The 17,500-nt window shown below is 34.8% G+C and carries 19 protein-coding genes, 1 pseudogene and 1 riboswitch; of the genes and pseudogenes, 10 read left to right on the top strand and 10 right to left on the bottom strand.

The window, feature by feature from the left end; translation table 11 throughout:
- Positions 1 to 28 precede the first annotated feature (28 nt).
- From DET63_RS26410 to DET63_RS26390, 5 genes are all read right to left on the bottom strand, one after another.
- A complete protein-coding gene (locus DET63_RS26410) occupies positions 29 to 799 on the bottom strand; it encodes a TatD family hydrolase (RefSeq protein WP_061689750.1) in 771 nt (256 codons plus the stop codon).
- A gap of 745 nt (positions 800 to 1,544) precedes the next feature.
- Positions 1,545 to 1,901 (bottom strand): YxeA family protein, encoded by a 357-nt coding sequence (locus tag DET63_RS26405; RefSeq protein ID WP_002029403.1) that lies wholly within the window; start codon positions 1,899 to 1,901, stop codon positions 1,545 to 1,547.
- 186 nt (positions 1,902 to 2,087) lie between these two features.
- Positions 2,088 to 2,924: a YitT family protein gene (locus tag DET63_RS26400; RefSeq protein WP_002009911.1), complete on the bottom strand. Its 837-nt coding sequence runs from the start codon at positions 2,922 to 2,924 to the stop codon at positions 2,088 to 2,090.
- Between the two features lie 117 nt (positions 2,925 to 3,041).
- On the bottom strand, positions 3,042 to 3,371 hold the full coding sequence (locus DET63_RS26395) for a PH domain-containing protein (RefSeq protein WP_002139893.1): 330 nt from the start codon (positions 3,369 to 3,371) through the stop codon (positions 3,042 to 3,044).
- A gap of 160 nt (positions 3,372 to 3,531) precedes the next feature.
- Positions 3,532 to 4,509, bottom strand: a complete 978-nt coding sequence (locus DET63_RS26390; RefSeq protein WP_113938335.1) for a LacI family DNA-binding transcriptional regulator — start codon at positions 4,507 to 4,509, stop codon at positions 3,532 to 3,534.
- Between the two features lie 305 nt (positions 4,510 to 4,814).
- Here DET63_RS26390 and DET63_RS26385 point away from each other — a divergent pair, with 305 nt between their 5' ends.
- Complete coding sequence (locus DET63_RS26385; RefSeq protein WP_002124767.1) at positions 4,815 to 4,910, top strand: DUF3948 family protein; 96 nt, start codon at positions 4,815 to 4,817, stop codon at positions 4,908 to 4,910.
- 70 nt (positions 4,911 to 4,980) lie between these two features.
- Here DET63_RS26385 and DET63_RS26380 read toward each other — a convergent pair whose 3' ends face one another.
- Entirely contained in the window at positions 4,981 to 5,586 is a 606-nt protein-coding gene (locus DET63_RS26380; protein WP_002063482.1) for a lysophospholipid acyltransferase family protein, read from the bottom strand.
- Between the two features lie 336 nt (positions 5,587 to 5,922).
- Between DET63_RS26380 and DET63_RS26375 the strand changes: the two genes are divergently transcribed.
- Positions 5,923 to 6,018, top strand: coding sequence for a DUF3948 family protein (locus DET63_RS26375; RefSeq protein WP_002124767.1), 96 nt, complete (start codon positions 5,923 to 5,925; stop codon positions 6,016 to 6,018).
- Between the two features lie 69 nt (positions 6,019 to 6,087).
- Here the strand turns inward: DET63_RS26375 and DET63_RS26370 are convergent, their stop codons facing one another.
- On the bottom strand, positions 6,088 to 6,228 hold the full coding sequence (locus DET63_RS26370; protein WP_002063481.1) for a YrzO family protein: 141 nt from the start codon (positions 6,226 to 6,228) through the stop codon (positions 6,088 to 6,090).
- 21 nt (positions 6,229 to 6,249) lie between these two features.
- On the bottom strand, positions 6,250 to 7,218 hold the full coding sequence (locus tag DET63_RS26365) for a DMT family transporter (RefSeq protein ID WP_113938334.1): 969 nt from the start codon (positions 7,216 to 7,218) through the stop codon (positions 6,250 to 6,252).
- Between the two features lie 127 nt (positions 7,219 to 7,345).
- Between DET63_RS26365 and DET63_RS26360 the strand changes: the two genes are divergently transcribed.
- Both DET63_RS26360 and DET63_RS26355 read left to right on the top strand, forming a co-directional pair.
- Entirely contained in the window at positions 7,346 to 8,212 is an 867-nt protein-coding gene (locus DET63_RS26360; protein ID WP_113938333.1) for a LysR family transcriptional regulator, read from the top strand.
- A 426-nt stretch (positions 8,213 to 8,638) separates the two neighbouring features.
- A pseudogene (locus DET63_RS26355) lies at positions 8,639 to 8,719 on the top strand (DUF3948 family protein); the annotation flags it as partial.
- A gap of 65 nt (positions 8,720 to 8,784) precedes the next feature.
- Here DET63_RS26355 and DET63_RS26350 read toward each other — a convergent pair.
- The gene (locus tag DET63_RS26350; RefSeq protein ID WP_113938332.1) at positions 8,785 to 9,732 is read right to left on the bottom strand and encodes a helix-turn-helix transcriptional regulator; all 948 of its coding nucleotides are present in this window, start codon (positions 9,730 to 9,732) and stop codon (positions 8,785 to 8,787) included.
- Positions 9,733 to 9,866: 134 nt separating this feature from the next.
- Here DET63_RS26350 and modA point away from each other — a divergent pair, with 134 nt between their 5' ends.
- The 3 genes from modA to DET63_RS26335 all read left to right on the top strand — a co-directional run bounded on the left by modA (position 9,867) and on the right by DET63_RS26335 (position 12,502).
- On the top strand, positions 9,867 to 10,673 hold the full coding sequence (gene modA, locus DET63_RS26345; protein ID WP_113938331.1) for a molybdate ABC transporter substrate-binding protein: 807 nt from the start codon (positions 9,867 to 9,869) through the stop codon (positions 10,671 to 10,673).
- 5 nt (positions 10,674 to 10,678) lie between these two features.
- Positions 10,679 to 11,353 (top strand): molybdate ABC transporter permease subunit, encoded by a 675-nt coding sequence (modB, locus tag DET63_RS26340; RefSeq protein ID WP_002029397.1) that lies wholly within the window; start codon positions 10,679 to 10,681, stop codon positions 11,351 to 11,353.
- Between the two features lie 297 nt (positions 11,354 to 11,650).
- Entirely contained in the window at positions 11,651 to 12,502 is an 852-nt protein-coding gene (locus DET63_RS26335; protein WP_002009926.1) for a GRP family sugar transporter, read from the top strand.
- Positions 12,503 to 12,569: 67 nt separating this feature from the next.
- On the opposite strand, the gene pnuC is transcribed toward DET63_RS26335, so the two are convergent.
- Positions 12,570 to 13,220, bottom strand: coding sequence for a nicotinamide riboside transporter PnuC (pnuC, locus tag DET63_RS26330; protein ID WP_002091429.1), 651 nt, complete (start codon positions 13,218 to 13,220; stop codon positions 12,570 to 12,572).
- Between the two features lie 196 nt (positions 13,221 to 13,416).
- On the opposite strand from pnuC, the gene proC reads away from it, so the two are divergent.
- The 3 genes from proC (at position 13,417) to DET63_RS26315 (ending at position 17,090) form a co-directional block, all read left to right on the top strand.
- On the top strand, positions 13,417 to 14,220 hold the full coding sequence (gene proC / locus DET63_RS26325) for a pyrroline-5-carboxylate reductase (protein ID WP_113938330.1): 804 nt from the start codon (positions 13,417 to 13,419) through the stop codon (positions 14,218 to 14,220).
- A gap of 1 nt (position 14,221) precedes the next feature.
- The gene (locus DET63_RS26320) at positions 14,222 to 15,055 is read left to right on the top strand and encodes an aldo/keto reductase (protein WP_002063472.1); all 834 of its coding nucleotides are present in this window, start codon (positions 14,222 to 14,224) and stop codon (positions 15,053 to 15,055) included.
- A gap of 154 nt (positions 15,056 to 15,209) precedes the next feature.
- A riboswitch (SAM riboswitch) is annotated at positions 15,210 to 15,314 on the top strand.
- Between the two features lie 135 nt (positions 15,315 to 15,449).
- Positions 15,450 to 17,090 carry a peptide ABC transporter substrate-binding protein gene (locus DET63_RS26315; protein WP_113938329.1) on the top strand — a complete coding sequence of 547 codons (1,641 nt, stop codon included), beginning with the start codon at positions 15,450 to 15,452 and terminating at the stop codon, positions 17,088 to 17,090.
- Positions 17,091 to 17,500 lie beyond the last annotated feature (410 nt).

Raw genomic sequence — 17,500 nt, 5'->3', positions numbered from 1 at the left:
AACACCAAGCGAGATGCTTGGTGTTTTTTTATGACTCACTAACTTTATAAAATCGCACCGTATTCGCATATATTTGCTCAGTAACTTTCTCTACTGATATTTTTTTTATTATACTAATTTCTTGTAATACATCTTTTATCATATAAGGATGTGTCATCGTATCCTTCTGAAATTCCCACGGCCCATCTGTTTCTACCATCATATATTCAAGCGGATAATACGAAACTATTTTTCTAATTTTCTCCTTATGTAAAACATCCGGTGTGATAGAAATATAATAACCGTTCCTCATCATCCGTTTCATTGTCTCTTCACTTCCTTTAAACCAATGAAAGTGTGCACGCGAAACTTTATATTCTTCAAGTAAACCACATACAGTGTCAGTATCTTCATAAACCGCATGCAATATAATTGGTAAATCGTATTTACTAGCTAGTTCCACAAACTTTTTTAACACCGCTATGTATGGATCAATAGCAATATTTTCATCTTCTTTCCTTAAATAATATGGCAAGCCCACTTCACCAATCGCAACGATTTCCTCTACATGATCTTCAATTAATTTATAAATTTGCTCACATTCCTCTTTATGAATCGGCTGCTCCGGATGAAAACCTATTGCTGGATGTACAAAAGGATATCGCTTTGCTAAAGATAAAGTTTCTAGACATGATTGATAATTCATAGATACTGCAATAAGCCCTTGTATCTCTTTACTGTTTTCCACATCTATAAATAATCTACTTTTCTCTTCATTCTCATATTGATCAACATGTATATGGCTATCAATCAATTTCATCTTTATGCCCCCATAAAAAAAACAAGAAAGGGTCTTCCTTCTTGTTTTATCATCTATATTAGTTAACAATTAAATTTGTTATTATATCAAATAATCCAATACATACTACGGCAACAGTAAAGTAGCTACAGAAATCTTTAATTGGAAACTTCACTACTTCTTCTTTACGCATCCCAGTTTTCTCCCTTCTTAATATATCCCTAATTATTTTTTATCTATTTGTATCTATTATGCAAAAAATATGACAAATTTACTATCGAATTAACTTACGTAAACCTTACAATGTTGTAAGGTTTGAAAAAGAGCCTCATCTAAATAGAGATGAGGGCTATTAAAAATTAGTTGGTTTTTCATTCTTCATTAACATTACAAACAGAAAGTGATACAGTGAGACTTTCTAGTTACACTATATGAAATTTACTATATTTTAACCATCGAATTACATTACAGAAGGCTTACATGTTTGTAAGCTATGTGTAATGTAATTCGATAGTTTCCCTTACCTATATTTCGTACAATAAAGTTAGAAAGTAAGCCAAATAAGAAGAATACTCACATAACCAAATTACATTGCTAGTAGCCGACTCTTCTTATACCTTTCACTCATGCTACTACAATGTACCCCCTTCCCCTTTATATAATAAGAAAAACCTTAGTCCATATGGACTAAGGTTTTTTCACGAACCTAAAATACCCCTACCTAGTATTTTTATTTTCGACAAAAAATAGGCGGGGGTATAATTCGCTATCTCATCGTTAAAAGTTTACTCTTCGCATTAATAGGAATATTTACAGCTTCAATTTCTTCAATTGCCTCGCCGTAGCGTCCTTTTGCGTACACCTTTAATGCTTCATCTCTCTTTAACATATGCTTAACAGTCTTCTTTATTTTTTGTTCTCTTCCACGTTCATCAAATGCAATAAATTCATATTCATACCATTCATCACCGACATGCTGACCAATCGCATCCACAATTGTATAGTATTCTTTCGTCGTATAAAGCGGATTATATTTATCAATAACTGGTCCAAGTTTCGTAGGTAGTAATACTACTACTATCACTACCATAGCTATTACAGTAGTAATTATTTTTTTCTTCATAATACTGATTTTCCTCCTCTGCAGGATACTTATACATCCATTCTAAAGAGCAGGAATTTAATCTACCATTCAATCCCATTACATTACCCTTACATTTTTGTAAGAATAAAGTGAAACTTTAATCGGCCCTCACCAATCGGGCGTTTACGGGATAAAAAAAGATGAACGAATTTTCTCGTTCACCTTTTAGCTTGCTTTAAAGCCACCGCCAAGTACATCACGCACATCGTGAATGACAACGAAGGCATCTTCATCAACTCTACTAATAACTTGCTTTAACTTAACAAGCTCTTGTTTATTAATAACGATATATAAAACTTCTTTATTTTTACCAGTATATCCGCCGCGTCCTTCTAATACAGTGACACCGCGCGTCATGTTTTTCGTAATAGTCTCTCGAATTAAGTCTGGTTGATTCGAAATAATCGTAACAGCTGTTTTTGTATCCATACCTTCCACGATGAAATCAATTACTTTCGCTCCGACAAATACAGCTACAAGTGTGTACATTGCCTTTTCTTGTCCTATTATAAATACAGAGCCAGCAATTACAACGATATCAATAATAAGTACGCCTTTACCAACGCTCCAACCTAAATATTGATTTGCTAGTCGAGCTAAAATTGCCGATCCTCCTGATGTACCTCCAGCTTTGAACATACAGCCTAATCCGATACCTACAAATACACCAGCAAATAAAGCTGCTAGTAACGTATCACTATTTACTTGATATTCGATATGTTCTGTAACATATAAAAACAAAGATGTTTCCACAATACCTATAATTGTGTAAACCATCGTTTTCTTATCAAAAAATTTATAACCTACAGCTAATAAAATTGCATTCAAACCAAAATTCACAATTCCCGGTGACCAATCAAATAAATAGTACGTAACAACTGTTAAACCAATAATTCCACCCTCTGATAAACGGTTTGGAATTGCAAAGTAATTAATACCAATTGCGAATAATAATGAACCAATTGTAATTAGTGTTATTTCCTTTATACGTTGATTAACCATAGTTCATACCTCCCCCCATTTGACATTGTATCACTATCTCCTAGAGGTTTAGAAGTTGTTTTTATTCCGCATTTCCCCTCACAAAGACCAAGATATTATGTTTAAACAAAGGGGTGATTAATTATTCATATTCGCTCTAACTGTACGGACAAAGCGCTCCACATTCCCACTCTGAATATACTTAGCTCTAATGGTTTCACGATTACAAGTACATTCGAAATATGGACGGAAATCTATGTCATCTATATGCAAATACGAATACTCTTCAAATATCGCAGGATAGCACGGAAATTTCCCGTAAAATAGAAGACGTCTAGTAGTGGCAACAAAAATCCCATGTTGATAACATAAAGTAAAGTCATCCTTTTCAAATATCCCTACGACAAACGCTAAAATCTTTTCGTCATCCTCTACATATTTTTTCATACTTAATAAAAGCTCATTCATGCATATCCCTCCAAATTCTATTCATTGTTTTAACACTTGAAAAGAATCCATGGATTATTACAGACCGGTGTAACTCTTTTATAAAGTATGAAACGCGTTTCCTGTCAAAGACATTTCAAAAAATAATCCGTTATGTGATTATACACATAACGGATTATGACTAAACTGTAGAACGTTCCACAAGTTTATATGGAATTTCCATCTTTTCTTGTTTAGAACTCTCATCACTTACTTGCCTGTAAAACATTTCAAAAGCCGTCTTACCTATTCCCTTTAAATTTTGGTCAATGGTTGTCAGTTGTAAAACTTGAGAAATCGGTTGGTTATCAAAACCAATAATCGCTAAATCCTCTGGAACTTTAATACCTAATTTTTCAACTTCTGTCATGATCCCAATAGCGACCTCATCTCCTGCCACTATTAATGCTTCAGGAGGATTCTCCATCTCCTTGAATTGATGTGCAACTCTTACACCATCTTCTAACGTAAAGCATTCTGTGAAAATCCAATCTTCCATCACTTCTTCATCTATTAATTGTAGCTGTTGTTTATAAGCATCAAAACGTTTCTTACTACTTGGCCCTAACTTTCTTCCCGTACAATATCCAATCTTCTTATAACCTTTTTCAATAAGGTAACTCATCCCTAATTGAAAGGCATTAAAATGATCTGTATATACACTCGATATGCTTTCAATATCATTATCCTCACAAGCAATAACCGCCCCATACGCTGCATAAGGCTCTATAGTTTCCCACTCATTAGCACGAGAACAAATGATAAGACCGTCTAGTTGCTTTGTTTTCAACATATGTAAACTTTTCATTTCTTCTTTTTTATTGTAGTTCGTTTGACAAAGAAGCACTCGATAGTTGTGAGCTAACGCAACTTCCATCATTCCACCCACCATCGCATCAAAAGACGGATGATTAATATAAGGTAAAATCACGCCAACAATATTCGTCTTCCCTTTTGATAAATGAACAGCATTTGCATTTTGCGAGTAATTCAATTTCTCAACTATTTCTAAAACAACTTTCCTTTTTTCTTCACTTACATATGGATGATCATTTAATACCCTCGAAACAGTCGTAACTGAAACCCCAGCCATCTTTGCAATATCTTTAATATTAGCCATACACTCACCTCTACTTTTAACTTAATGAATCACATGAACATATGTCAAATCTTCTCATCATGACACTTTCATTCGTTTTTCTTACAAAAGTGTAATTTCCCTGTAAGCTAATTCGATAGTGACTCTCCGCAACATTTCATATAATTAAGTCAGAAACAGGGCAACAACCATTTGAAAAGGAGCGGATCTATATGATGAACAAAATGAAAATGAACAATTTCTTAAATACAATGAGCTTAGTATTTTCCGCTCTTATCGATGCAAAAGCTGTTGCTTCTACATTAAACAAGTAAGGAGAATTTATAATGAATAACATGACTTTTAACAAATTAGATTTTTTAGGACTGGCTAGCGGCTCGATTCTTCTTACTGCTTTCATTTACGCTGCTACGCTTATATAACTTTGTGTCCCCTTTCCCCTTTATATAAATAATAATAGAAAAGACGACCGTCTATACCCGGTCGTCTTTTTTAGCTTTGATTCGGCTGCAAAACTTCCTTTAGTTCTTCAAACTTTGCATTTAATTCATCTGTCATCATCTTCATAGCCGTTTTTCGATCTATTTGTTCTTCAGCATCAATTTGAATTGGGTCTCCAAAAACTAATCGCGCTTTTTTTCCTTTTATCAATTCTTTTATACTTGATGGACCAACATAAGCTGCCGGTATTAACGGAACGTTAGAACGCATTGCAATCGTAACAGCCCCAGCTTTTAGTGAAACGTCTTCTGATGACCTCGTCCCACTCGGGAAAATCCCTACTACTTTTCCTTCTTTTAATAAACGTGATGGAATTTTTAATGTGCTTGGCCCTGGATTCGCACGGTCTACAGGGAATGCATTTACATTTTTAAAAAACCAATTTTTAAATTTCCCTTCAAACAATTCTTTTTTTGCCATGTAATGAATTTGGGTTGGGTACATTCCTGCCGCTAACATTAAAACATCCATAAAACTTGTATGTGTACATGCAACAACGTAAGGGCCATCTTCCGGTAATTTCTCTCTCCCTTGTACTTCTACCTTCCCAGCCATTTTAAATATATATTTCAACGAAAATGTAATTGGTTTATACATTTGTTTCGTTCCTTTCTGAATATCCGAAGTATAATCATTTTCTTACAACGATTATAACACTAAGTTTTAGGAGTTGGTAATAAAAATAAGTATTTATTGTTAAATTTCAATTCTTACAAAAGTGTAATTTTCTTGTAAGCTAATTCGATAGTGACTCCCTCCACTATCTTATACAATTAAGTTAGAAAGTAACAACAACCATTTGAAAAGGAGCGGATCTATATGATGAACAAAATGAAAACGAACAATTTCTTAAATACAATGGGCATGGTATTTTCCGCTCTTATCGATGCAAAAGCTGTTGCTTCTACATTAAACAAGTAAGGAGAATTTATAATGAATAACATGACTTTTAACAAATTAGATTTTTTAGGACTGGCTAGCGGCTCGATTCTTCTTACTGCTTTCATTTACGCTGCTACGCTTATATAACTTTGTGTCCCCTTTCCCCTTTATATAAATAATAATAGAAAAGACGACCGTCTATGCCCGGTCGTCTTTTTAATTTTTTCTTTCCTTCAAGTCTTTTAAAAGCTGTATCAGTTCAGCTTGTTGTTTTATATTTTTACGACCGTTTCGATTAATTGCTGCAAGCTCGCAGGCAACTCCAGCAGCAAAGAAAAACAATAAACTTTCTAACATATAAAATCCTCCAGTTGCCTATTAAACAGCTTGACGCAATTGCTTTTCTTGCAAAATTTGTTTATTTATATTTTCTTCTTTTCTCTGACAAACATTATTACGAATAAGCGCTGCAATAACAAATAATGTTCCTAATACATCAAATGTCGTTATTTTATATCCTTGTATCATCATAATAACTAAAGTAGTAATTGGCACAAAGTTAATAAATAAAATACCATTAATTGATGATAAGATTTTCACACCGTAGTTCCAAGCAAGTAGCGCTACAATACCTGGTAATGTCATCATAAATAATAAATCATATTTCACAATAGAAATCGTTTCCATACTTGGGACTGAAACGTATCCAAGCGCCGTAATGATTACCGTTATAATTCCTGTGACAGCCGTACCAAATACACAGGTCAACGTAGAATAACGTAACGTAGACCAATCACTACACGTTTGACCACCCATCGTATAAATAACCCATCCTACAACACCAACAAATATAAATGCTAGTGAAAACATGTTATCTTTCAATGTTAAAAAGAAACTCATATCACCTTTCGTAATAACAAATACAGCTCCTACAAATGCGATAATCATGCTCGTTATCATATACTTCTTCGGCTTTATATTTTTATATCCCCATAAAATACAAATTGAAATCATCGGCATAAGCGCCTCCATAATAGAAGCTACCATCACACCTGATTTTCCCATTAACATTTGTCCTAGAAAAATTAATACATTATATACGGTAAACGCCATTGTTCCAAAAAAGACGAGTAACTTTCCTCTTCCTTCTAAGCGAAATGCTTTCTTTCCTTCTTTCATTAGCAATAATACAATCAGTACAATTGCTACCGCCCCATAACGAATAAACGAAAAATAAAATGGATCTATGTATTCTAGAGCATGATCAGCAACCGGAAACATCGCTCCCCATGACATACTTGCAATTAAACATGCCAAAGCACCTATTATCATTTGACCTTTTCTCACCACAATCCCCCGCTTCTTTCTATTTGCACAAAGAGAATTGTAAAAGAAAAAATATATCACGTAAAATGATTCAAAATGATGTTAACTATCATTTATAATGATAGTTAACATCAAGGAGGAGCATAGAATGGAATTACGAGACTTACAAATCTTCCAGAGCGTTGCCGACCGCGGTAGTGTAAGCGGCGCAGCAAAGGAATTAAATTATGTACAATCAAATGTAACCGCACGTATTAAACAATTAGAAAACGAGCTGAAAACACCTCTCTTTTACCGTCATAAGCGAGGCATGACTTTAACAGCTGAAGGAAGAAAGATGCTCGTTTACGTTCATAAAATTTTGCAAGATGTTGAAGAGCTAAAACAGGTGTTTTTAGATAGTGAAACACCATCTGGCATATTAAAAATTGGTACAGTCGAAACAGTCAGTACATTACCTACCATCTTGTCTTCTTACTATAAAAGCTATCCAAATGTCGATTTATCATTACAAGCCGGTCTAACGGAAGAACTTATTAGAGAAGTACTTGATCATCAATTAGATGGCGCCTTTATATCAGGTCCTATTAAACATCCACTAATTGAACAATACGATGTTAGTACTGAGAAATTAATGCTTGTTACACAAAATAAAGCTTTTCATATAGAAGAATTTACTACGACGCCCCTACTCGTTTTTAATCAAGGATGTGGATACCGTTCAAAATTAGAGCGATGGCTTAAAGATGAAGGTTTACTGCCAAAAAGAATTATGGAATTTAATATATTAGAAACAATACTAAACAGTGTTGCACTTGGCCTTGGTATTACACTCGTACCGCAGTCTGCTGTCCACCATCTTTCTAAAGCTGGTAAGGTACATTGTCATGCAATCCCTGAAAAATACGGTAGTATTTCAACGGTTTTCATACGCCGCAAAGATAGCTACATGACCAATTCAATGCGTAGCTTTTTAAAAACAATTGAAGAGCATCATCATATCAATATGCTGTGAAGGACATTCTTACACGAATGTCTTTTTTCTTACAAAAGTGTAAGTCTCCCGTAAGCTAATTCGATAGTTGTAACTGATCATATTTCCTATAATTAAGACATAAAGCAGGGCAACAACAATTCGAAAAGGAGCGGATACGCATGATGAACAAAATGAAATCAAACAAATTTTTAAATACAATGGGCATGGTGCTATCCGCACTTGTCGATGCAAAAGCAGTTGCAACTACATTAAACAAATAAGGAGAGATTATTATGAACATCATTACATTTAACAAATCAGACTTTATCCCGCATTAACGGGCAGTAAGACTCCCACTTCAAAATTCAGCGAAATCAAAGAAGTTAGGTTTGGGATCAACTGCCCGTAAAAGCCCGATTGGTGAGGGCTAATAATCAGCGAGGGATACCCCGCCCTCACTGATTAAAGTTTCACTTTATCGAACTTGCAAGTGGAGCAGCTCTTCTTACAGCTTTCATTTACACACTTGCTCAAAGTCTTATTTAACACTTTGTTTCCCCCAACCCCTTTATATATAGAAAAGGCTGCTCGTCTTATAGACAAGCAGCTTTTTAGTTTGTTTCATATATAATTTGGCCTGTTTTGCTTATATCATATCCACCAATTGCTTTTAATTCATTGTGAAACTCTTCAGATTGCAAAACCTCTTTTATAACCTCAATAAGTTCCTCATTTTCTCTATTCTTCAGAAGTACTAAATCATACTGTTCTTTCATTATTGGAATAAAGTCTACATTTACAATTTGCGAAAACTTTTCTGACCCTACTCCAACATCAGCTTTTCCATTCGCAACTTGCGAAGCAACACCAAGGTGATTCGATTCTTCCCATTCATAACCGCTAATATCTTCTTTATTTATTTTTTGAATTCGCAATTGCTCATCCACTAATACCCTAATACCGGAACCCTTTTCTCGATTTACAAATCGTATAGATGACTGAGATAAATCAGCCCATGTTTTTATATTTTTGGGATTCCCTTTTTGCACATAAAACCCTACATTCCTTGATAATAAATTAATCATAATACATGGTTGTCCAACTAAAATACGTTTTACGTAAGGAACATTATATGTACCCGTTTCACCATCAAATAAGTGTAAACTAACGACGCTTCCTTCTCCTTGGTACATCTTCACTAAACTCGTTAAACTACCTTGATACGCTCTCAATATATTAGAATTTGGCAATCGATTTTCTATATGCTTTGCCAACATATCTAACGTTAGTTCTTGACCACTAATGATGCGTGTATTCGAACTACTAATTTCGTCCTTCTTTACAGGAGTAAATTGTACCTTCCCTGTTTTCATTTGCTTTATATATTGTTCTAAATCAGCTGCATCAATGCGCATTTGTCTACCAACCCTATAAGAAGGAAGTTCTCCTTTTTTAATTAGATCGTATACAGTTAATTTTGATACTTTTAATCGCTTTGCTACTTCTTCCGTTGTGTAGGAATGATGATCCATAGACGATTCCTCACTTTCTTCCTTCATTGTAACAAAGAAAAGAATATTTCTCCTAGTTTTAAAAAACAACTATACCGTTCAAATTATATTCAATTATAACTAGTTATAATTAGTTATAATTAGTTATAATTGAATATATCAAAACAAAAGGGGATTTTTTTATGAATAAGTTTACATTACGATCCATTGGGGCACTTATACTTTCTTTCCTTCTTATATTTAGTGCTGCTTGTACAAGCGGGGAAAAGAAAGAAAAGTCAGCTGCTAAAGAGGGACAAACAGTCGAACTGACTATCTCAGCTGCTGCTAGCTTACAAGATGCATTAAAAGAAATTGAAAAACAATATAAAGAGAAAGAGCCTAATATTAAACTTTCCTTTAATTTCGGTGCTTCTGGTGCACTTCAACAACAAATTGAACAAGGTGCGCCTGCTGATTTATTCTTCTCTGCAGCAGAAGATAAATTCCAAACTCTTGTTAAAAAAGGATTCATTAATGAAAAAGAAGGAAAAAATCTTCTTGGAAATGAACTAGTTCTAGTCGTTCCAAAAGATAGTGCTCTTACAAAATTTCAAGATTTAAAGGATGAGAAAATCAAGAAAATCGCACTTGGTACACCCGAATCTGTACCTGCAGGAAAATATGCAAAAGCTTCTCTCACATATGAAAATCTTTGGAATGACGTTCAAAATAAAATCGTATTTACAAAAGATGTTCGCCAAGTGTTAACATATGTAGAAACAGGTAATGTTGATGCTGGTATTGTATATAAAACAGACGCTCTCGTTTCAGACAAGGTAAAAATTGTAGAAGCGGTAGCAGCTAATTCTCATGAGCCAATCCACTATCCTTTAGGTGTTATAAAGGAATCTAAGCATAAGAAAGAGGCGACTTCATTCTATGAGTATTTACAATCAAAAGATGCACAATCTATCTTTAAGAAATATGGATTTACAATCCTGCCATAATCGCTATGAGCTTTGATGCAATTTTGTCACCTGTCTTTCTATCCTTGCGAGTAGCTGCGTGCGCCACAATAATCGTTACGATCTTAGGAACGATTATTGGACGAGCATTAGCGCGCTCCTCGTGGCGATATAAAGTACTACTAGAAACTATTTTCTTATTACCAATGGTGCTTCCACCAACTGTTATCGGCTTTTTTCTAATTATCATTTTTGGAAATAACAGTCCCATTGGAAAGTGGATTGAATCATTATTTCAGCAGTCCATTATGTTTACATCTACTGCTGCTATCATTGCTTCTACAGTCGTTGCATTTCCGCTCATGTACCAATCAGCAAAAACAGGATTTTCTATCGCAAATGTACAAATTGAAGATGGCGCGCGCGATCTTGGTGCAAGTGAATATCAAGTTTTTCTACATGTTACACTCCCGCTTGCATTCCCCGCACTACTTAGCGGTATGATTTTAAGCTTTGTTCGCGCACTCGGTGAATTTGGTGCAACTTTAATGTTTGCAGGAAATATACCTGGCAAAACTCAGACGATTCCAACGGCGATTTATATGGCTATTGATGCGAGTAATATGCAACTAGCTTGGACACTTGTAATCATAACGATTAGTATGTCCCTTCTATTCTTACTATGCATTCAACTCATTAATAGAAGAATTACTACTTCTTAAAGCAACTTTCGACAAAAGTTGCTTTTTATTTCCCGAAAAATAAAATGATTTGATTAATAACTGAATTTTTCCCCTTATTTAAATATACATTTTATTTGAATTCACTTTCTAAAATAGGTAATTTCCTGTTATTATATGAAAGTGTTTCAAAAAATGAAGAAATGAAAACGCATTTATATCGTAAATTCTTCATCCTGTTTTAGCGATCGGTAATCTTCTACTCTATTAGTGGGGCATTACCGATCGTTAGAACGATATGTAATTATATTGGTATAGAAAACCGAAGGGAGTCTTGTAATGGACATTTTATTAGCGCTTCTTCCTGCAATCGCATGGGGAAACATCTTATTAGTAAGCGTAAAAATGGGCGGTGGTGCATATAGCCAAACGGTAGGTATGACAATCGGTGCTCTATTCTTCGCAACAACTATGTATGTATTTACTCAACCAACTTTAACAATGACAGTCTTGATTGTTGGCTTTATTTCAGGTTTATTCTGGGCTTTAGGACAAGTAAACCAATTAAAAACAGTTGAAAAACTAGGTGTTTCAACTACTGTAACTATTTCTACTGGTATGCAACTTGTTGCAACTTCGATCTTTGGAGTTATCGCTTTTCGTGAGTGGACTACTACTACAACGATTGTTCTGGGAACGATTGCAATCCTATTAATCGTAGTTGGTGTAGTATTCACATCACTAGATGATAAAGAAAATGCACAGCCACCAGGACAATTGAAAAAGGGACTTCTTACTTTAATTGTTTCTACTTTCGGTTATCTTGTATATGTAATTATTATTCGTTGGTATAACATTGATGGTTGGTCTGCTATTTTACCACAGGCAGTTGGTATGTTCGTTGGTGCGGTTGTACTGACGTCTAAACATAAACCATTTAACAAATATGCAATTCGTAATGCTGTATCTGGTTTACTTTGGGGAACAGGAAACTTATTCTTACTTCTTTCATTACCACGTGTCGGAGTAGCGACAAGCTTCCCATTATCTCAAACTGGAATCGTTATCTCAACATTCGGTGCGATTGTCTTCTTAGGTGAAAAGAAAACAAAACGTCAATTGATCTTTATTGCTCTAGGTAGTGTTTTAATTATCGGCGGCGCTGTATTGCTTGGTATGACAAAAGCATAAATTTATACTATATTTAAACCCCCTGAAACGTATATGCTTCAGGGGGTTTTTTGATTACAATTATTTTCTAAATATAATTATTTACACGTTCTCGCTCTTTATGGTTTTTCTTCCATTCTAGCAAGCCATCGATACATAAAAATAGATTAATAATAGCTAATACTAACATGACGTATAAGCCCGTTGAAATATAAATCACAATGCTAACTATGTTATACAAAATCCATAAATGCCAATTTTCTAAGATTTTTCGACTCAGCATAAATTGAGCTACTAATCCTAATACAGCGTTTAAAGCATCTAAATATGGACTTGTCGATTCTAAATAACGGACTTGATAATATCCCCAACCAATCCAAGCAACTAAAATAAAAAGTATATAAATAATCCATCCTTTCAAATCTAAGCGAACTGTCGGTTTTACCTTCTCCTCCCCACTACGCGCAATCCAGTAATACCAACCGTACACATTAAATATAAATTGGAAGGCTGCTAATACTGCCATTGCGTATAAGCCTTGTGTAGTGAAAATATACAGAAATACCGCAACTGTAATCATCCCAAATAAAAAGTTTGATACCTTTTCCCTTGCAAGTAACCAAACATTAATAATCCCCATAACCGATGCGAAAATTTCAATATAACTTGATCGGATATAGAATCCAACTAATATGCAAATAATACTAGAAATGAGTAAAAAAAGTGGACTTCTAACCATATTTATCTCTCCCCAGATATGTAATAAACTCCCTATCAACAGTATAAGAAATAACTCTTATACTTACTATAAATTTTCTCCTGTAAAACTCCCCACTCATCTATTCCACTTACGATAAGCCGTTTCTTTTTACAAAATTCTCTTGAAAATGGTATCGTTTTTTATAACATATTCTCATCAGAAAGGAATAAAGGATATGCCTAATAAACATCGAATTTTATTTATTGGTGCCGGTCGTATGGCAGAAGCTATATTTGCTGGACTACTTACAACAAGTAAAGAATACATCGAAGAAATTATTGTTTCCAACCGAAGTAACATAGAAAAACTAACGCAATTACAAACTCAATATGATCTATCGATTACAACAGATTGGAAACAGCATATTAAATCTGTAGATACAATCGTTTTAGCAATGCCGCCTGTCGCACATGAACAGCTATTAGCGGATCTATCCCCTCTTCTAACTAATCAATTTGTCGTGACAGTTGCTGCCGGAATCGGACCATCTTATCTAGAAGAAAGACTTCCCCAAGGGACACCTGTTGCTTGGATTATGCCAAATACAGCTGCTGGAATTGGAAAGTCTATCTCCTTATATACGACGGGACATTCTGTAGCTGAAACACATCAAGAAACGTTACAACTTCTTTTAAAAGGTATCGGTACCTCACAGTTTTGTACCGAAGAGGAAGTTCACCAACTTACCGCAGTTACTGGTAGTGCACCCGCTTTTCTCTATCACTTTGCTGAAGGGTTAATTGAAGCAACGAAAAGCTATGGTATTGATGAGGAAACAGCAAAACACCTTGTCATTCAAATGATTGCTGGCTCTGCCGCTATGCTCCAGCAAAATCAGGATCCAGCTATGCTCCGCGAACAAGTAACAACACCAGGAGGTTCAACGGCTGAAGGCTTAAAAGTTCTATATGAAAATAATTTTTCAGAAGTCATTCAACAAGCAGTTGAAGCGACCAATAAAAAAGCTAGGGGGAATTAATATGACTTTAACAAGTTTAAACGACTATACAACATTACATAACGGCGTGAAAATGCCTTGGTTCGGCTTGGGTGTTTTTAAAGTTGAAGATGGTACAGAAGTAATTGATTCTGTAAAAGCAGCTATAAAAAATGGATATCGTAGTATCGATACTGCTGCGATATATAAAAACGAAGAAGGCGTTGGACAGGCAATTCAAGAATCTGGTATTCCTCGTGAAGAGTTATTCATCACTTCAAAAGTGTGGAATAGTGATCAAGGTTACGAGTCAACACTACAAGCATTTGAAACTACATTAGAAAAATTAGGTCTAGAATATTTAGATCTATATTTAGTACATTGGCCTGTAAAAGGAAAATACACTGAATCATGGAAAGCTTTAGAGCAGCTTTATAAAGATGGTCGTGTTCGTGCTATCGGTGTGAGTAATTTCCATATTCACCATTTGCAAGACGTATTTGAAATTGCAGAAATTAAACCAATGGTTAACCAAGTGGAATACCACCCACGTTTAGCACAAGAAGAATTACATGCCTTCTGTAAAGAACATAACATCCAGCTTGAAGCTTGGTCACCATTAATGCAGGGGCAGCTACTTAATCACCCAACATTACAAGAAATCGCTACGAAATATAATAAATCGACTGCACAAGTTATTTTACGTTGGGATCTACAAAATGAAGTTGTAACAATCCCTAAGTCTATTAAAGAACACCGCATTATTGAAAATGCAAACATCTTTGACTTTGAATTAAGCTCGGATGATATGAAAGCAATTCAAGCTTTAAATGAAAATCATCGCGTTGGTCCAGATCCTGATAACTTTAACTTCTAGTAGGGAAACCACTGCCATATGCAGTGGTTTTTTTATTTTTAATAAAACTGAAAATTTAAACTATATTCCATTTGATTGACACTTCATTATCTAAGGTGTAAGATTTTGAATTATCAAAGAAACACAAAAATTAATAAAATTTATTTGTTTACTCATTGTATCAAGAGAGGTGGAGGGACTGGCCCTTTGAAACCTCGGCAGCAGGTTCATTTTGAATACTGTGCCACTTCCTGCAAGCTTTGTGCTTGAAAGATAGAATGAGGGACTTCGTTTATATACGGGTGCATAACTTGTACGTAAAAATCCCTCTTTCTCAATATGAAAAGAGGGATTTTTTATTTTTCATTTCCCTCATCATCATCATCCAAACTTAATTATTTAGGAGGAAAATCAAATGAAAAAGAAGTTTGTACCCGGTATTGCATCAGTTGTAGGAGTAAGTATTTTATTAACTGGTTGCGGTAGTTATAAAAACGAAGCGAGCGGAGCAAATGCAAAAGACGAGGCACCTAGCAAACAGGTTTTAAACTTATCTTCACCTACCGAAATACGAACAATGGATACGGCTCGTGCTACAGATACTGATTCTGGTCAAGTAATGAGAAACGTATTTGAAGGTTTGTATAATCTTGGCGAAGGTAACAAGCCTGTCCCTGGCGTTGCAAAATCTCATGAAATAAATGGCGATAAAACGAAATACACATTCCATTTACGAGATTCAAAATGGTCAAACGGCACTCCTGTTACAGCGAAAGATTTTGTCTTCGCTTGGCAAAGAGCTGTCGATCCAGCAACAGCCTCTGAATATGCATTTCTATTCTTTGATATTAAAAATGCAACAAAAATTAACAACAAAGAACTTCCTGCCGATCAACTTGGTATAAAAGCAGTTGATGACCATACGTTTGAAGTAGAATTAGAGCGCCCTGTTCCGTATTTTATTAGCTTAACGGCGTTCCCAACATTTCTACCAATCAACGAGGAATTCTTTAAAGCACAAGGTGATAAGTACGCTTTAGAAGATAACAAAATCTTATACAACGGAGCTTTTACACTAAGCGATTGGAAGCATGAACAAAGCTTTAAATTTAAGAAAAACCCTACCTATTGGGATAAAGATAATGTCAAACTCGAAGAAATCAATTTCAACGTTGTGAAAGAAAAATCAACAGAAGTAAATTTATTCGAATCTAAACAATTAGACCGTATAAAACTAACATCTGACTTCGTTGATAAATATAAAAAGGATGCTAACTTTAAAGAACGCCCGAACGTAGGCGTACAGTTTTTACGTATGAATCAACAAAACAAAGTACTTCAAAACGTTTCTGCACGCCAAGCAATCGATCAAACAATTGATCGAAAATCCTTTGTAAATACGTTATTAAATGATGGCTCTACACCAACCTTTAGTCTCGTGCCGAAAAACTTTGCAAAAGGGCCTGATGGAAAAGACTTCCGTACTGCAAACGGCGATTTAACAAAAGTTGATACAACATCTGCACAAGAATTATGGAAGAAAGCAAAAAAAGAACTTGGTTCTGAAAAGATAACATTAGAATTATTAACAAGTGATGGTGACCTTGAGAAGAAAACTGGTGAATTCCTAAAAGGGCAACTAGAAAAGAATTTAGATGGCTTAACAGTAAATATAAAACCGCAACCACGTAAACAACAAGTTTCACTCTTATTAAAAGGTGACTACGAGATTGGAATTGACGGTTGGAGCCCTGACTTTGCTGATCCAATTACATTCCTTGAACTATTTACGACGAATAACCCTTACAATTTAGATCATTACTCTAATAAAGAGTTTGATGACACAATTGAAAAAGTTAAAACTACTTTGGCTGGTGATGAAAAAGCTCGCTGGGAAGCGTTACTAGCATCAGAAAAAATCTTATTTAAGGACTCTGTTATCGCTCCTCTTTACCAAAAAGGAGAATCTTATCTAGAGCGTTCTTATGTAAAAGGAATTGTACAAGTAGACTTTGCAGGCCAGTTAAACTTCAAGTGGGCAAAAATTGAAAAATAGAGTGAAATTTTAATCAGCCCTCACCAATCGGGCTTTTACGGACAGTTGCCCCCCTTACTTCTTTGCTTTCACTGAATTTTGAGGTGAGGATCTTACTGCCCGTTAATGCGGGATAAAATGCAACTTAGATCATTGTGTTCCCACCCACACCCATTGTTTTTTTAGCAAAATATATTAAAAGCGGATTCCCTAATATGAGGAAATCTGCTTTTTCAATATATTATTCCAAGAAATTAACACTCCACTTTTTATTATTGACATATAGTTCTTTCCAGTGTTAATATTCTAAATAATCAAAGAGACGAAATATTTAACCATCAAAATGTAATGTCTACAAAGTTGAAACATATAACGTCAGATTATAGTTCAACATGTATATACATATAGAACACCTGATTACCTATATACAC

It is taken from the genome of Bacillus sp. DB-2, from assembly GCF_003315125.1.
GTDB lineage: Bacteria > Bacillota > Bacilli > Bacillales > Bacillaceae_G > Bacillus_A > Bacillus_A mycoides.
Note: the sequence above shows the minus strand (reverse complement) of the source record. Positions and strands in the feature narration are given on the sequence as shown.

What these genes read in the sequence shown, in the direction of transcription:
- DET63_RS26410 (WP_061689750.1), bottom strand. Translation starts at nt 799, where the DNA reads ATGAAATTGATTGATAGCCATATACATGTTGATCAATATGAGAATGAA.
- DET63_RS26405 (WP_002029403.1), bottom strand. Translation starts at nt 1,901, where the DNA reads ATGAAGAAAAAAATAATTACTACTGTAATAGCTATGGTAGTGATAGTA.
- DET63_RS26400 (WP_002009911.1), bottom strand. Translation starts at nt 2,924, where the DNA reads ATGGTTAATCAACGTATAAAGGAAATAACACTAATTACAATTGGTTCA.
- DET63_RS26395 (WP_002139893.1), bottom strand. Translation starts at nt 3,371, where the DNA reads ATGAATGAGCTTTTATTAAGTATGAAAAAATATGTAGAGGATGACGAA.
- DET63_RS26390 (WP_113938335.1), bottom strand. Translation starts at nt 4,509, where the DNA reads ATGGCTAATATTAAAGATATTGCAAAGATGGCTGGGGTTTCAGTTACG.
- DET63_RS26385 (WP_002124767.1), top strand. Translation starts at nt 4,815, where the DNA reads ATGAATAACATGACTTTTAACAAATTAGATTTTTTAGGACTGGCTAGC.
- DET63_RS26380 (WP_002063482.1), bottom strand. Translation starts at nt 5,586, where the DNA reads ATGTATAAACCAATTACATTTTCGTTGAAATATATATTTAAAATGGCT.
- DET63_RS26375 (WP_002124767.1), top strand. Translation starts at nt 5,923, where the DNA reads ATGAATAACATGACTTTTAACAAATTAGATTTTTTAGGACTGGCTAGC.
- DET63_RS26370 (WP_002063481.1), bottom strand. Translation starts at nt 6,228, where the DNA reads ATGTTAGAAAGTTTATTGTTTTTCTTTGCTGCTGGAGTTGCCTGCGAG.
- DET63_RS26360 (WP_113938333.1), top strand. Translation starts at nt 7,346, where the DNA reads ATGGAATTACGAGACTTACAAATCTTCCAGAGCGTTGCCGACCGCGGT.
- DET63_RS26350 (WP_113938332.1), bottom strand. Translation starts at nt 9,732, where the DNA reads ATGAAGGAAGAAAGTGAGGAATCGTCTATGGATCATCATTCCTACACA.
- modA (WP_113938331.1), top strand. Translation starts at nt 9,867, where the DNA reads ATGAATAAGTTTACATTACGATCCATTGGGGCACTTATACTTTCTTTC.
- modB (WP_002029397.1), top strand. Translation starts at nt 10,679, where the DNA reads ATGAGCTTTGATGCAATTTTGTCACCTGTCTTTCTATCCTTGCGAGTA.
- DET63_RS26335 (WP_002009926.1), top strand. Translation starts at nt 11,651, where the DNA reads ATGGACATTTTATTAGCGCTTCTTCCTGCAATCGCATGGGGAAACATC.
- pnuC (WP_002091429.1), bottom strand. Translation starts at nt 13,220, where the DNA reads ATGGTTAGAAGTCCACTTTTTTTACTCATTTCTAGTATTATTTGCATA.
- proC (WP_113938330.1), top strand. Translation starts at nt 13,417, where the DNA reads ATGCCTAATAAACATCGAATTTTATTTATTGGTGCCGGTCGTATGGCA.
- DET63_RS26320 (WP_002063472.1), top strand. Translation starts at nt 14,222, where the DNA reads ATGACTTTAACAAGTTTAAACGACTATACAACATTACATAACGGCGTG.
- DET63_RS26315 (WP_113938329.1), top strand. Translation starts at nt 15,450, where the DNA reads ATGAAAAAGAAGTTTGTACCCGGTATTGCATCAGTTGTAGGAGTAAGT.